This is a genomic window from Sporomusa sp. (assembly GCF_035561255.1).
In the GTDB taxonomy this organism is placed as follows: domain Bacteria; phylum Bacillota; class Negativicutes; order Sporomusales; family Sporomusaceae; genus Sporomusa.
The window spans coordinates 1-14,868 of sequence record NZ_DATMXX010000395.1 but is presented as its reverse complement, the minus strand read 5'-3'; the positions used below and the strand labels follow the sequence as shown (position 1 = coordinate 14,868).

Here is a 14,868-nt window from a genome sequence, read left to right as displayed (position 1 = left end):
TCTTAAATTCTTTGTTAAACTGGGATCCAGGCATATAAAAACCCCCTTAGTAACAAGTTGTACGTTTAATCATACTTCCTGACTACTAAAGGGGTGGTATACCATTATAAGGCTTCTCATGTCTGTCTACTATAAGGGGATCATATTAATAGTGAACGGGCTGTTTATTTAGCTTTACCGTACAGACACAGCTTAACCGTGATGGCCACTATGAGCATTAGCGGAGTTGCCTGGAGATTGCTCTTCCTGCTGAGGTCCGCTATGGTCACTGTTCATATCAACAGAATTGACTAAATCGGACATCATCTGGTGAAAACCCATATCCTGCTGGAGCATTTGTTTCATAATGCCTTGCATCTCAGGTGTTTTCATGACATCTCGCATCATCTTTTGCATTTCGGGACTTTTCATCATTTCAAGGCACTGTTTTTGCATTTCCGGCGTTTTCATCATTGCAACCATCGCCTCGGGATTCATTTTTCCCATGGCACCCATCTGATTTGTCTGCGATTCACAGGTCTGAGACGTTTTTTCAGCCGCGCCGACGCTTGTGGGGCTGATACCCACCCCAAATACAGCAGCCGTTACAAGACCGCCAATAACCAAAGCAGCAATTTTCTTATTCATTATACACCCTCCAAATATCAATATTTTTGTTAGATTATAACACGCGCTTTGCCCCGTAATAGCGCTTAATGAAATATGCGTCATTCATATCACCAACAGCCACTACACCCTGGAGAAAAGAAGTATGGATGAATTTATCACCGCCGATATAGATGCCCACATGGGACGCACCCGGCTCATAGGTGGTGAAGTAAACCAGGTCACCCGGCTGCAGCACTGCCGGTGCTACCGTCCGTCCGGCCAGGAACTGCAGGTCGGCGGTACGGGGAAGATTAATGCCGGCCTGCCGGTACACATACTGCACCAAGCCGGAGCAATCAAACCCCTGAGACGGCGATGCCCCGCCCCACACCACCGGCTGACCAAGCATATTCCTGGCAAACCCTAAAATATGTGCCGCCTGCCAGCCGGGTAAAGCCGGACTACGGGCAGCTATTTGCTGCTCATCGGCAACCGGCATAACGGCCCCGGCCAAAACAGAGTCAAGCGACTGAACAAACTGATTATACCCCGAATCCGGAGCGGCCTCGGCCACTGCGCTTTGCAGGGTGACGGTCAGTACAGCGATCAGTACCCATCTGCTCACCGGCCCTCCCTCCTTTCCGAGCCGGTTAATGACTCATGGTCTGCAGATGCGTGGTAGTCTGCTTCATAAGCTCCTGCATGACTTTTACTTTGCTTTCCAGGGCACTGGGGTCTGTTTTAGCGGAGTTTACGCTGTCTTTAATCGCAACTGCCGCATTACGAAATTTCTCTTTCAAGCCGGCGTCCATCATATGAGGCATGACCTTATCGGTGGTACTTACGAGTTGCGAGGCGCTTTTTTGCGCGTCCATCGTCTGGCCGGCCTTTACTTGCCTGACTACGTCTTGCAGGGTCTTATCCAGGTCTTTCATCATCGGCATAGGATCTTCCTTCGGCATAGCCGCGCTATGCCCCTGATGACCGGCTGCCTGCTCCTGACTGGGCGGGGCCTGGGCTGCCGGTTTTTCACTGGAGCCGCAACCTGCCGCCAAAGCCATCACTGCGGCAATAGCTACAACGCTAAAGAGTACTTTTGTTTTTTTCATAATTGATAATCCTCCATTGGTTTTATAATCATATTTTCTTGCGCTCACGCCACTGGTTCCAGACCAGATAGATGCATGGCAGCACGATCAGGGTCAGCACGGTGGAGGTAACCAGACCGCCCACGACAACTGTGGCCATCGGCCGCTGCACCTCGGCACCGGTACCGGTGGCAAAGATGAGTGGGAACAAGCCCAGACTGGCAACCAAAGCGGTAATCATGACCGGCCGCAACCGGGTAAAGGCGCCTTCAATAATGGCTTCTTCCAGTGTCCGGTGGTCTCTCAGGTGTTTAATGTAGGTCACCATGATAACCCCGTTTTGCACCGCAATCCCAAACAAGGCAATAAAGCCGACAGCCGCTGCCACCGTCATATAGGTACCGGTAGCGTACATCGCCACAATGCCGCCCACCAGGGAGAACGGGATATTCATCAGGATGAGCAAAGCATCACTGGCCGACTTGAAGGTCATATAGAGTAAGAAGAAGGTGAGCACGATGACTGCCGGCACGACCAGCGACAGCCGGTCTTTCGCCCGTTGCTGGTTCTCATACTGGCCGGTCCATTTCAGGGAATAGCCTGCCGGCAAGTCGACTTTTTCTTTGATCACCTGATTGGCTTCATTAACGAAGCTGACAACATCCCGGCCCCGGGTATTCATTTGGACAATCATCCGGTAGACGCCGTTCTCACTGCTGATCATCGCCGGACCATCCACAACCTGGAACTGAGCCACTTCGCCCAGCGGTACATAGGCGCCGGTAGCCGGGCCGGCTGCTGCGGCAGTTGTACCGCCACCCATGCCACCCATCCCGCCACCGCTGCTTTTCACCGCGACGCCGCCACCGGTTACCGGGATAAGGATGTTTTGCATAGCGTCGATGGTTTCCCGGTTTTCCCGGTTGTAGCGAACTAAGACGTTAAACCGTTTACGGCCTTCGATAGTGGTTGTGGCCGTTTTGCCGCCTACGGCTAATTCGATTGCATCTTCGACATCGGCAATGTTAAGGCCATACCGGGCTGCCTTTTCCCGGTTAACCTGAATCTCCAGATAGGAAGCGCCAAAGACCCGCTCTGCCAGCAGATCGCTGACGCCTGGTACCGTTGCCAGGGCTTTTTCAATATCAAAGGCTTTTTGCTGTAATACCTGCAGGTCTTCCCCATAGAGTTTAATCCCTAATTCGGTACGGACCCCGGTTGTCAGCATAGACAGCCGGCCGGCAATGGGCTGGGTAAAGGCCAGATTAAGTCCGGGGATGTTAGCCAGTCTGACCATCATTTCCTGTTCAATGGCCTCCTTGGTCATACCTGCCCGCCACTGATCTTTTGGTTTTAGTGTAACAATGGTTTCAATCATGCTGATTGGTGCCGGGTCCATGGCCGACTCAGCCCGCCCCACTTTGCCTACCGACATATCAATTTCCGGGATTTCCAGGATGACCTTATCCATGGTTTTCGCTGCTTCCAACGCTTCAGTGAGTGACACACTAGGCAGCATTGTCGGCATGACCAGGAAGGTTCCTTCATCCAATGCAGGCATAAAGGTGGTGCCAATGAGCGGCAATAGCGAGAACCCGGCAATCATGATAACTATCGCGATAATAATCGTGGCTTTGCTATGCTGCAGCACTGATTTTAGTGTTGGCACATACCACTGATGCAGTTTGGCCACAATCCAGGTGTCCTTTTCCTCAATTTTACCTCTGAGCAGCAAGGTGCACAACACCGGCACCAGGGTAAAAGCCAGCAGCAATGATCCGCTCATAGCAAAGGATTTAGCCCAGGCCATGGGGGTATACATCTTCCCCTCGGTACCAGTCATAGTAAATACCGGCAAGAAAGTAACAATGATAATCGTGATGGAAAAGAAGATCGGCGCAGCCACCTCTTTGGCGGCTTCCAGCGTTACGTCGACAATGTTACGCCGGCCACGGTCTTCAGCCAGATGGCGATAGATGTTTTCTACCATAACAATGGCCGCGTCGGTCATGACGCCGATGCCGATGGCAATGCCGCCAAGTGACATTAAATTGGCCGACAGGTGAATCTGCTGCATGGCAATCAGCGCGATCAGGATTCCTATCGGGATGGCACTGGTGACAATCAGGCTGGACCGGACGTTGCCTAAAAAGGCGATAACAATGATGGATACTAAGATGAATTCTTCAAGCAACGCCCTTGTCAGCGTATTAACCGCTTTTTTGACCAGATCGGTTTGGTCGTAAAAAGGTACAATCCGCATTCCTTCAGGCAGGGATGGCTGGATCTCGTCAATCTTGGCTTTTACCTGGTCGATCACGTTCAGCGTGTTTTCGCCCATGCGCTGAATGACAATCCCCCCGGCTGCCTCATAGCCGGATTTGGTCAGCACGCCCCGGCGGAAATCCGGGCCGGCGGTGACGTTGGCCACATCTTTGATATAAATGGGTATATTGTTATTTTGAGTGATCACTATATTCTTGATATCGTCAATGGACCCGATTAATCCCAGGCCGCGGATGATAAACTCCTGGCCGTTTTGCTCGACAACCTTCGCCCCAATATTGGCATTGTTGGCGCTAATCGCGCCAAATACCTGATTGAAAGTAAGCCGGTAGCTCTGCAGGAGATGGGGATCAAGATTAATCTGGTATTGCATCACATAGCCGCCAATGCTGGCGACTTCAGCTACTCCCGGTACTGCGCTTAGTTGCTGCTTAATGGTAAAGTCTTCAACGGTTCGTAATTCGGCCAGGTTGTGGCGATCACTTTCCACGGTGTACATAAAGACCTGGCCCATCGGGGTACTGACAGGTCCTAAGGCCGGCTGCACGCCACGTGGCAATTGAGGAATGGCCTGTTGAACTTTTTCATTGACTACCTGGCGGGCGAAGTAGGGATCTACCCCATCCTCAAAAATAACAGTGATGAGCGACATCCCGAAAGACGAAGCAGAGCGTACTTCTTTCACTTTTGGCAGTCCCCGCAGGGCCGTCTCTAACGGATAGGTGACCTGATCCTGAATCTCCTGCGGCCCCCGTCCCATCCAGTCGGCTGAGACAAGCACCTGGTTTTCGCTAAGGTCAGGAAACGCGTCAATGGGGGTATCGCGCACAACAAATACTCCCCAGACAATGACCAGTGCGGCTAATACCAGGATAATCACGCGATTCTTCAAAGAAAACCCGATTAATCTATTTAACATGCCGCTCCCCCTTAATGACCACTATGGCCACTATGTTCGCCATTAGCAGCAGGAGCTGCCGGTGGTGCAACCGGTGCCGGTGCCGGAGCTGCCGGCGGTGCGGCTCCTTGGGCGGCTCCTCCGCCGCCGTGGCCGGCGTGGCTGCCAAAGCTGCCTAATTTGGTCTGAGAATCAATAAGGAAGGTCGCGGCGGTGACTACCGTTTCACCGGGCTGCAGTCCGGACAGGATTTGCACATAGCCATCGGCTTGTTGCCCGGCAACCACCTCGCGTTTTACAAAGGTATCTTCACTTTGCGCTACAAAAACAATTTTACGGCTGCCGGTGTCAAGAAGGCCGGATTCCGGTATAACCAGGCTATCCCCTAATGGAATTTGCACATTGGCATTAACAAACATATTGGGCTTTAATTTGCCGCCGGGATTGGCCATTGCGACCCGGACTTTGACCGTCCGGGTCGCATCGTCAAGTACCGGGTTAATAAAAGTTACATTGCCGGTAAATGTTTGCCCCGGATAGGCGCCACTGGTTACCACGACCGCCTGCCCGGGAGTAATGCCGGCAATGTCTTTCTCGTAGATATCAGCATACAGCCAAACACTGGATAAATCTGACAGGCTATATAGTTTATCACCAGGCATAATGAAGGCTCCTGGCAGCAGTTGTTTTTCCAGCACTGTGCCGCCAAACTGGGCATAGATAGTCATATGATCCTTAGGCTGCCTGGTATGCTCCAGATGAGCGATATCACTGTCAGGCACATTTAAGAGCTGCAGTTTGCGCCGGGCTGCCTCCATCAGACGGTTGTTCATCTGAACCACATCTTTACCGGCATTTTTCAATTTTTGTACAGTTTCCAGTGTTAACAAATATTCCTCCTGGGCCGCGATATAGGTTGGACTGTATACGGCGGCAATAGCCTGCCCGGGGGCAATCGTCTCTCCCTCGGCAGTTACGTACAGTTCATCCACCCGCCCTTCGACCCGGGAGGTGATGTAGGTCCGGCCGTTTTCATTCATGGCAATCTTGCCGGTGGTTTTGATTTCCTTGGCCAGTGACTTAACGATTGCTTGCGCTGTTTGCACCCCAGCCAATTGCCTGGCCCTGGCATCCAGGGTAACGGTATCGCCCATGGCCATAACCGGCCCGGACATTTGGTGCCCCGAATGGTCTGCTGCCGCCGGTTTATTATGCTGCAGGGTATAGTAGTAGCCGGCACCGCCAATGACCAATATGCCGGCGGTCATGCCAATGATAAGTTTCTTTTTAGCCTGTAGTTTTTCGATCATGCTGTCCTCTCCCTTTTCCGGCTTACTCATTGAGGCTGTCGACACTGGTGAATAAAGGTTTTCCTACTGCTTTTTCCAGATTAGCCGCCGCTTTTTCATAATCCACTTTAGCTTTGTATAAGCCAAGCTTAGCGTTACGAAGGGTATTAACCCCCTCCAGGACAGTCATAAAATCAACCTTGCCGTTGGTATACCCGACAACAGCAGCCTGGTAGGTCTGTTCGGCCTGGGGAATGATGGTATTCTTGTATAACTCAATCTGGCGCCAGGTCGCCTGGGCTTCGGTAAGCGTCATCTGGACATCCAGTTCTGTCATGTTCTTCATATTCTGCAGGGCAGCTTCTGAAGCTTCAAAGCCGGCCTGGGCTGCTTTTATCTCAGCTTTGTTTTTACCCTGCCAGATAGGGAGCATTGCCATGACCTCAATATTCCAGGTCGGTTTTCGTTCACCAAGCATTAATGTGGTCTCCATCGGGTTCATATGGTCTACTTGTGATTCCACCATCGGTTCTTTATCCTTTTTGTAGCCCAGGCGGATCTCAAAATCAGGCAACTGTTGCTTTTTCGCTAAATCAATACCGTTTTTAGCCATTTCGACCTGATACTGCATCCCAGTGAGTGCTGGCTTGCTTGCCGCGGTGTTAATAAGGCCTCCCAAATCAAAGTTAGGCGGCGGCGCTGTAAACTCTTCTTTGACTTCAAAGCCGGTATTTGTACTGCGCCCCATCAGGTTGTTGAGCCGTGCTTTAGCCACGGCCTCCATCGATGCCATGTTTAACAGATCAATTGTCATCTGCGAAAACTCAGTCTGCGCCTTCAGCGTATCCTGTAATGGCACCATGCCGGTGGAGTAATTGATTTGCGCCAATTGCACCAGCTGGCCCATAAGCTGCTGGCTCTCTTTGCCAATTACTAAGGCCTGCCTGGAATAAAGATAGTCATAATAGGCTTGTTTTGCCTGAGTATAGACCTCAACCTGTTTTTCGCTCCAGCCGGCTTTGGTCATGTAGGCTTCATTCCTGGCCATCTTACCCATGGCTTTAAGCTTAGATGGATTCATAATTTCCTGGCTGAGACCAAATTCGGTCATCATACCTTGACCAGGGTTCAAGCTTGAGGTTGGGATATCATCCTTCATAATCCCGATTTTAAGATTAGGCTGGGCTGTGACTGCAGGAATGCGACTGGATTTCTCTTCCCATTTTTTTTCGGTCTCTACAACTGCGGGATTGTTTTTAATCGCGTTATTAACGATCTCTTGCAGGGTCAGGGGCTGCTCCGCTGCAAGCACAGGCTGCAAATTAGCTGTGAACATAATACCAAATACGATCAATGCTCTTAAAATACCAGTATTAGACATGTTACTCATTGTTCAACCTCCTGGGTTAATTTATTAGCTCTGGATTTAAGAGCTTATGTAGAGGTGCATGTCTGTACTATATCTTAAAGTTTTGAAGAACTCATGAAGAAACTATGAAAATGTTATGAATTTCCTTAAATCTTTACTGGACTTATCTATTTAGTCCGCTTTTGCCAACACACCATCCGCCTGCAAAGCTTTAACGCGTTGTATATATACAAAAAAAATACGCAAAAGCCTATTGTACAGGCTTTTGCGTATTTCCAGCCGGTTATTTAATTACACTACATCAAACCCAGTATCCTCCACCGCCTTCACAAGTGCGGCCCGGCTTGCAGTGCCGGTTACGAGCGCCTCTTTTTTTGCCAGATCAACACTGGCGCTTACCACTCCGGGAATCGCCTGGAGCGCCTTTTCAACACTCATTTTACAATGCCCGCAGGACATTCCCTCAATTTTCAATACTGTTTGTTCCTGACTCACAACATCACCTCCCCTCGTACCTGACTTAGCCTAAAATTGTTCTATATACAACGCGTTAAAGTCAATGCACCACCCGCCTGCGCCTGCAAACTTCTTTAATGCGGGATATACATTAAACCTTATACGGATTGAAGCGTTTCAGCCTAAGTGCATTGCTTACCACTGAAACCGAGCTAAACGCCATGGCTGCACCGGCCAGCACTGGTGATAGAAAGCCTGCTGCCGCAATTGGAATACCAAGCGAATTATAGACAAGCGCCCAAAACAGGTTCTGCTTAATATTTCGCATTGTGGCCTTACTTAAACGAATGGCAGCCACAATACCAGTCAGGTCACCCCGCATTAGCGTAATATCTGCTGCTGCAATCGCAACATCAGTACCTGTCCCAATAGCAAAACCCACATCGGCAGTTGCCAGTGCCGGCGCATCGTTAATGCCGTCACCAACCATAGCAACAACCTTGCCCTCTCTTTTAAGAGCCGCAACCTTTTCGGCTTTGTGCTCTGGCAGTACTTCAGCCATAACGCTGGTTATGCCGACAGTTTGAGCAATAGCCTGGGCAGTACGGGTATTATCACCGGTTATCATCCATACCTCAATACCCATTTTTTGCAGTTCGGCTACAGCCTGAGCCGAGTGCTCTTTCACGGTATCAGCCACTGCAAATAAACCGCTGAGCTTATTCTCCAAGGCAAACAACATGACTGTTTTGCCCTGAAGTTCCAGCTCTTCAATCTGAGGAACAGTTGCTGCAAACTCAATATTATTATCCTGCATCAGCTTGCGGGTGCCTACCAGAATCCTTTTTCCATCAATTGTTACCTCAACCCCATGCCCCGGAATGGCGATAAATGACTCCGGATCTTCCAGGGCAATGCCTTGCTGTTTACCGTACTTAACAATAGCCTGGGCCAAAGGATGCTCCGAATTCTTCTCGGCCCTGACAGCCAGTTGTATGAGTGCAGCTTCTGTAAGCCCTGCCAACGGCACAATATTGGTAACCTCAGGTTCACCCTTGGTAATTGTGCCTGTTTTATCAAGAACAATGGTTGTCAGTCTATGGGCATTCTCTAAGTGCTCAGCACCTTTGATCAAGATCCCATTCTCCGCGCCTTTACCTGTGCCCACCATAATCGAGGTTGGTGTAGCCAACCCCAGTGCGCAGGGGCAAGCAATAACTAATACCGCTGTAAAATTCACCAACGCCCGCGAGAAATTACCGGGGTCCAGGATAAAGAACCAGGCGGCAAAGGTCAGCAGCGCCAGTCCGACAACAACAGGTACAAAATAAGCAGATACAACATCGGCAAATCGCTGAATCGGCGCTTTCGACCCTTGGGCTTCTTCCACAATCCGCACAATCTGCGCCAAAGCAGTATCTTTGCCAACCTTAGTCGCCTCAAATTTGAAGGTGCCTAATTTGTTAATGGTTGCGCCGACTACCTGGTCACCAGTCTTTTTATCAACAGGCAAACTCTCACCGGTAAGCATTGACTCATCCATCGTTGATGTCCCGTCAACGATAACGCCGTCGACCGGTACTTTTTCACCAGGGCGCACGACTACAATATCGCCGACCAGAACTGATTCCACCGGGATGTCTAGTTCCTGCCCCTCACGCAACACCCTGGCCGTCTTGGCCTGCAGCCCCATCAGGGCTTTAATCGCCTCAGAGGTCCGCCCCTTAGCAGTGGCTTCCAGCAATTTACCCAAAATAATCAAGGTTATTAAAATAGCCGATGTTTCAAAATATAAGTCAGGTGCCTGGCGCAGTACGTTAGCTACACTATAGAAATACGCGGCAGATGTGCCAAGTACGACCAGGACATCCATGTTGGCACTACCGTTCTTAAGCACCATATAAGCACCCCGGTAAAACTGCCAGCCGGCAATAAACTGGACAGGGGTTGCCAGTACCCATTGGAGATATGGATTCATCAATAACTCGGCAGCCCTGCCCATCACGCCAAGCATATGCAGGGCCATGGCCAGTAATAGCGGCAGGGAAAACCCGGCAGCTACCAACAGCCGAAAACGCTGCCTGCTTACATCGGCTTCACGGGCCTGCTTTTCCTTGTCCACTGCGACGGTATCTGTTAAATCATGAGCACCAAAGCCAAGTTTCTCAATCTTCTCCTTAATATCTTTTACGCTGATTACACCAGGGTAATACTCTACCGTAGCCTTCTCTACTGCCAGATTAACGACAGCATTTGTTACACCACTCAGCTTGTTTAAGCCTCGTTCCACACGTCCGGAACATGCTGCACAAGTCATACCGGTAATCTTTAAGTCTACCTTATCCTTGATCACCTGATAGCCTAAATCTTCAATCTTATGTGCGATCTCACTCAGGCTAATCTGTGAGCTGTCATAGGTTACAGAAGCCTTCTCAGTAGCCAGATTAACGGCAGCCTTTTCCACCCCCGGCAGTTTGGAGAGCCCACGTTCTACCCGGCTTGAGCATGCAGCGCAGGTCATACCGCCTACTTTTAATAAAACATTCTCCAGAGCTGCCCCCTTTGACTCAGTCATATTGTTCACCCCTTCACTTTATATCCTCATTCTATCTGATTACCGAGCCTCCCAAAAATATAAGCTCAGTCTAGCTTTATTTTGTAAACTTGGATAAGACCCCCATTAACTCATCAATAGCCGCTTCTGTACGGTCTTCTTTGATTGCATTAACAACACAACTTTTGGTATGGCTCTCAATCATAATTAGCGCCACCTGATTGAGCGCCGCCCGGGCTGCCATAATCTGCTGCAGAACATCTACACAGTAGCGGCCCTCATCGATCATTTTTTCAATTCCGTTGATTTGCCCACCGGTCCGCCTCAGTCTTTTTTTTATATCTATCTTTTCTTTGTCGTTTAACATATAGACCCTCCTACTATACCCCCGTATAGTATTTATTGTACGATGATTGTCAGGTTCTGTCAATAACATGCCCCCATTACTTAAACATCATGTTTAAATAATGGGGGCACGTTATTGCGCTAGTGAACTATTGTGTCTGTATCCGCAGGAGCAGGCGACACAATCTTGATTGCAATCCGGTAAGGAAGACAAACAATTTGTTGAGGTGCATGCTGGATCCAGCCCATCTTAATACAGTCCTGATTGGGACAATCAGCTTCACGCACCCGAATTTTGGTGTCCCGAACCTCAATAATATCATAGTGAGAGTCGCCACCAATGCGGATTTCCTGCTTATACCCTTCTTTGAGTGGAACCGTTTTATATAGGTTACCCTCCACCCAGATTTCAGCCGTTTGTTCCCCACCCATAGCCGCCATCGAAATATTGAACCCAATGCCGGCTATTGATATGAGGAATAATAAAACAACCAATACCTTATCAGACCTTGTCATACTTGCGAGTCACCCACTTTATTACCCTAAATTAATTATACCCTTTCAGTATGAAGATTTTATGAAGAAATATTGTATGGTGCGTATAACAATTTAGAGCATAAATTGCCTGTACGGCATTCATGCTCTAAATCCAACCGGATCAGATTGTGGTTTTATTCAAATAATGCTGTAACGTTCTTTAATTCTTCACGAATTTTGATACTCTGCGGACAATGACTTTCACATTTACCACATTCTACACACTTTGATGCGGGAGCCGACATCTTTGTTAAAAGCGAATACCGTTGTTTTGCCGCCGGCGTACCATCAAAAACCCAATGGTCATTATATGTTGTAAAAGAGGTGGGTATATTTATTCCGGCAGGACAAGGCATACAGTATGAACAACCGGTACAATTGACTTTAATCCTTTTTTCGAAAATATCCTTAACTTCATCAATTAACCCCAGCTCTTTAGCTGTCATTGAGTAAGCCTGTGCTGCCTGGGCCACTTTTACATTTTCTACAACCTGGTCCATGGTTGACATCCCGCTTAATACAACAGATACCTCCGGATGATTCCATACCCACCGCAAGGCCCATTCCGCCGGCGTTCTCTTTACCTCTGCCTGGTCTAAAACAGCAATTGCAGCCGCTGGCAGATTAGTGATATTACCACCACGCAAGGGTTCCATAATCACCATCCCCAGGCCTTTGCTTGCTGCATACAGTAACCCAGCTTTGCCTGCCTGATAATCCTCATCTAAATAGTTATACTGAATCTGGCAGAACGACCAATCATAGTAATCTACTATTTCATTAAACAGCCCTGCCTGATCATGGAAAGAGAATCCGGCATATTTGATTCTGCCGTCTTTAATCGCCTGGTCTAAAAATTCGCTAATCCCTGCTTCCTTTAAAACAGGCCACGTACCGGCGTTAAGTGAGTGTACTAAATAAAAATCAATTGAATCTGTCTCCAAACGAGCTAATTGCTCATTCAGGTACTTATCCATGTCGGCTCTTGTTTTAATCAACCAGCTAGGGAGTTTTGTTGCTAGCTTTACGCGTGCCCGGTAGCCGTCTTTTAAGGCTTTGGCTACAAAAGGCTCGCTTGCACCACCATGGGTAAAGCCGGTTCCATGATACGGATATGCCGTATCCACATAATTTACCCCGGCATCAATGGCATACCGGATCATGCTTATGGCCTTTTCTTCATCAATATTTGTGGGGTCACTGCCAATAAGCGGCAGTCGCATACAGCCGAATCCCAGTACGGATACTAATTCATTTGTTTTGCCAAAATTTCTGTACAACATAATATTCCTCCTCATTTTTTGGAGATTAGTTAAAAAAGCAGCAGTGTATCGCTTCGGGTATGGAGCTGATTCATAAAACTATAGCCATATATATATAAACCAGTTGTCACCAGTTTTATACACATTCCATGATTGTTTGTATTATTCTTAAAAGGAATGAATATTCATTCCGGTAATTTTAAAGGGAAATTCGGCTATTATCTTTTAATTGCATCCCATATTGCCTTTACTCCCGCATCCAGGGTCGGTTCATCAAGCTTAACCCCACCAAACAAACATAGTTTAACAAGCGAAATAGTTGCGCCATATGCAAGTGTGCTTAACACTTCCATTGGCAGCTCTTTTAGTAAATTCTCTTCGCTGGCCCGCTTAAATAGATTATTGACTGGCGCGAACGTGCGCAAGCCTTCCTCACGGGTGGCTGTGGTAATCAGGGGAGAGTTTGCATACTGCTCAATAAATAGCAGCTCTGCAGGATTCTCCAGAAAAAAATCAATAATATTGTGTAACAATACTAAAAAGCTTTCGTCAACAGGTCGATTCTCCGCATAATTTCGCAAGGTATACTGGGCGAGGCGAGACTTAACATCAATATATAAGGCATTGATCAAGTCTTCTTTACCGGAGAAGTAACGGTAAATCGTACCTACGCCAATATTGGCCCGGTGAGCGATTTGAGACATAGGTGTACCGTGAAATCCCTGCTCAGATATTAGTTCCAGAGTTGCTTGCAGTGCAGCCGCTTTTTTATCTTGTGGTTTTTCTTTCATTTTGCTCTCCAAACAGTAAGTTTGAGCTTATTCTTAAGAGGAATGAACATTCATTCCTCTTAATTGGTTTAATTTTACTGTAATTGTTTTTTTCTGTCAAGCCCCTTGCAACTACTGCCAATAGTTTAAGAGCGGACTTTGCTTTAAAATAGAGGGAACATCCGGTAATACCGGCTCCGGCAATGGATGTGCGAAAATACCGCTATCCCTCTTATTATGATGAAGTTGCAACCATATTATTGCATGAGGATGTAGTTACTATCCTGAGAAAGTAATTAATAATTATAGCTTGCTTTTACCCAGAGAGTACGTCCAGGCTCGTTAACTCTAAATGAAGAAGCTATTCCCAGAGCAGGTATTGACGCACCTGACCTGCTAATAAATTCGGCGTAATTTTTATCAAATAGATTATCAACACCAGCTGCCACAGTAACCTGCTTATTCGCCTTATAAGCCACATTGGCTGAAAGAATACCAAAACCACTGCTTTTGCCAAGGTCATACCCAATTTCACTACCGCTGTTTAAATCGTAACGGGTCTGCGCCTGTACGCCGCGCCATAATAAGCCGGCTTCTACCTTTTCATGATTGTATTTTAGTCCCAAGGTTCCTTCCAATGGTGGAATTTGAGCTAATGGTTTGTTATCAGTATCATTATTGCCACGCACATAAGCCAGCGTTGCGGTAGCCGTCCAATTGGGGTTTAAAGAATAAGCCAGCTCAGCTTCACCGCCATATAGAGAGGCATCAACATTTGCTGCCAGTGCACTTTTATTTTTAAATAATACAAAATCATCAATATTGGCATAAAATAACGCTACGCTGGCATTCACTTTTCCTGAACGATACAGTAATCCGGTGTCTAGCTGGGTGTTTTTTTCCGGCTTCAGAAAGAAATTTTTATTTCTTTCCCAATAGTCGGCTGGTCGTTGCGCATGACCAATACCGATATATGAAGTAACTGGCAGATTCTCATAATCATGCTCATGCCGTAAGAACAGGCCGTATGTCCGGTTATGATCACTTGCATTTGTTGATGCCTTCTTTACATCAAGGCTATCGGTACGAACGCCGCCTAATAAACGGTTGTTCTTATCCAGATGCTTAAACTCGCCAAACACCCCATAATTGGTGAAGGTCAGATCGCGGCTCCAGTTTCCGTACCCCATACCCATATCCATTCGCCCGTTATGCACGTTTCTTTGATAATCAAGGCCAACCGTAGCCGTAGTTGATTGCCCTAGAATTAAATCTGCAGCTAAACGCCCGCCGGATGTTGTCCGGTCAACTTCCATCGCCATTGGCATCATACCAGCAGGCCGTAGCGAGTAGTTGTCCATCACATGATCGACATAATTATGAAATGCTTTAAACTCTAAATTGCTAATAACGGATGATATATTCT

The 14,868-nt window shown here is 47.9% G+C and carries 13 protein-coding genes; all 13 read right to left on the bottom strand.

Annotated elements, in window-relative coordinates:
- Nucleotides 1–192: 192 nt before the first annotated feature.
- On the bottom strand, nucleotides 193–627 hold the full coding sequence (locus VN379_RS22505) for a hypothetical protein (protein WP_325538063.1): 435 nt from the start codon (nucleotides 625–627) through the stop codon (nucleotides 193–195).
- 34 nt (nucleotides 628–661) lie between these two features.
- Nucleotides 662–1,213, bottom strand: coding sequence for a C40 family peptidase (locus tag VN379_RS22500; protein ID WP_325538061.1), 552 nt, complete (start codon nucleotides 1,211–1,213; stop codon nucleotides 662–664).
- A 25-nt stretch (nucleotides 1,214–1,238) separates the two neighbouring features.
- Nucleotides 1,239–1,697, bottom strand: coding sequence for a hypothetical protein (locus VN379_RS22495; protein ID WP_325538058.1), 459 nt, complete (start codon nucleotides 1,695–1,697; stop codon nucleotides 1,239–1,241).
- Between the two features lie 28 nt (nucleotides 1,698–1,725).
- On the bottom strand, nucleotides 1,726–4,881 hold the full coding sequence (locus tag VN379_RS22490) for a CusA/CzcA family heavy metal efflux RND transporter (RefSeq protein ID WP_325538056.1): 3,156 nt from the start codon (nucleotides 4,879–4,881) through the stop codon (nucleotides 1,726–1,728).
- Between the two features lie 11 nt (nucleotides 4,882–4,892).
- The gene (locus VN379_RS22485) at nucleotides 4,893–6,170 is read right to left on the bottom strand and encodes an efflux RND transporter periplasmic adaptor subunit (RefSeq protein WP_325538055.1); all 1,278 of its coding nucleotides are present in this window, start codon (nucleotides 6,168–6,170) and stop codon (nucleotides 4,893–4,895) included.
- A 22-nt stretch (nucleotides 6,171–6,192) separates the two neighbouring features.
- Nucleotides 6,193–7,539: a TolC family protein gene (locus tag VN379_RS22480; protein ID WP_325538053.1), complete on the bottom strand. Its 1,347-nt coding sequence runs from the start codon at nucleotides 7,537–7,539 to the stop codon at nucleotides 6,193–6,195.
- Between the two features lie 270 nt (nucleotides 7,540–7,809).
- On the bottom strand, nucleotides 7,810–8,013 hold the full coding sequence (locus VN379_RS22475) for a CopZ family metallochaperone (protein WP_325538051.1): 204 nt from the start codon (nucleotides 8,011–8,013) through the stop codon (nucleotides 7,810–7,812).
- A 112-nt stretch (nucleotides 8,014–8,125) separates the two neighbouring features.
- Nucleotides 8,126–10,549, bottom strand: coding sequence for a heavy metal translocating P-type ATPase (locus VN379_RS22470; RefSeq protein ID WP_325538049.1), 2,424 nt, complete (start codon nucleotides 10,547–10,549; stop codon nucleotides 8,126–8,128).
- Nucleotides 10,550–10,625: 76 nt separating this feature from the next.
- A complete protein-coding gene (locus VN379_RS22465; RefSeq protein WP_325538048.1) occupies nucleotides 10,626–10,895 on the bottom strand; it encodes a metal-sensitive transcriptional regulator in 270 nt (89 codons plus the stop codon).
- 119 nt (nucleotides 10,896–11,014) lie between these two features.
- Nucleotides 11,015–11,389, bottom strand: a complete 375-nt coding sequence (locus VN379_RS22460; RefSeq protein ID WP_325538046.1) for a NusG domain II-containing protein — start codon at nucleotides 11,387–11,389, stop codon at nucleotides 11,015–11,017.
- A 155-nt stretch (nucleotides 11,390–11,544) separates the two neighbouring features.
- Complete coding sequence (locus VN379_RS22455) at nucleotides 11,545–12,693, bottom strand: aldo/keto reductase (protein ID WP_325538044.1); 1,149 nt, start codon at nucleotides 12,691–12,693, stop codon at nucleotides 11,545–11,547.
- A gap of 197 nt (nucleotides 12,694–12,890) precedes the next feature.
- On the bottom strand, nucleotides 12,891–13,463 hold the full coding sequence (locus VN379_RS22450) for a TetR/AcrR family transcriptional regulator (RefSeq protein ID WP_325538042.1): 573 nt from the start codon (nucleotides 13,461–13,463) through the stop codon (nucleotides 12,891–12,893).
- 275 nt (nucleotides 13,464–13,738) lie between these two features.
- A partial coding sequence (locus VN379_RS22445) for a TonB-dependent receptor domain-containing protein (protein ID WP_325538040.1) occupies nucleotides 13,739–14,868 on the bottom strand: 1,130 nt, incomplete at its 5' end.

What these genes read in the sequence shown, in the direction of transcription:
- VN379_RS22465 (WP_325538048.1), bottom strand. Translation starts at nt 10,895, where the DNA reads ATGTTAAACGACAAAGAAAAGATAGATATAAAAAAAAGACTGAGGCGG.
- VN379_RS22455 (WP_325538044.1), bottom strand. Translation starts at nt 12,693, where the DNA reads ATGTTGTACAGAAATTTTGGCAAAACAAATGAATTAGTATCCGTACTG.
- VN379_RS22450 (WP_325538042.1), bottom strand. Translation starts at nt 13,463, where the DNA reads ATGAAAGAAAAACCACAAGATAAAAAAGCGGCTGCACTGCAAGCAACT.
- VN379_RS22490 (WP_325538056.1), bottom strand. Translation starts at nt 4,881, where the DNA reads ATGTTAAATAGATTAATCGGGTTTTCTTTGAAGAATCGCGTGATTATC.
- VN379_RS22505 (WP_325538063.1), bottom strand. Translation starts at nt 627, where the DNA reads ATGAATAAGAAAATTGCTGCTTTGGTTATTGGCGGTCTTGTAACGGCT.
- VN379_RS22495 (WP_325538058.1), bottom strand. Translation starts at nt 1,697, where the DNA reads ATGAAAAAAACAAAAGTACTCTTTAGCGTTGTAGCTATTGCCGCAGTG.
- VN379_RS22485 (WP_325538055.1), bottom strand. Translation starts at nt 6,170, where the DNA reads ATGATCGAAAAACTACAGGCTAAAAAGAAACTTATCATTGGCATGACC.
- VN379_RS22460 (WP_325538046.1), bottom strand. Translation starts at nt 11,389, where the DNA reads ATGACAAGGTCTGATAAGGTATTGGTTGTTTTATTATTCCTCATATCA.
- VN379_RS22470 (WP_325538049.1), bottom strand. Translation starts at nt 10,549, where the DNA reads ATGACTGAGTCAAAGGGGGCAGCTCTGGAGAATGTTTTATTAAAAGTA.
- VN379_RS22480 (WP_325538053.1), bottom strand. Translation starts at nt 7,539, where the DNA reads ATGAGTAACATGTCTAATACTGGTATTTTAAGAGCATTGATCGTATTT.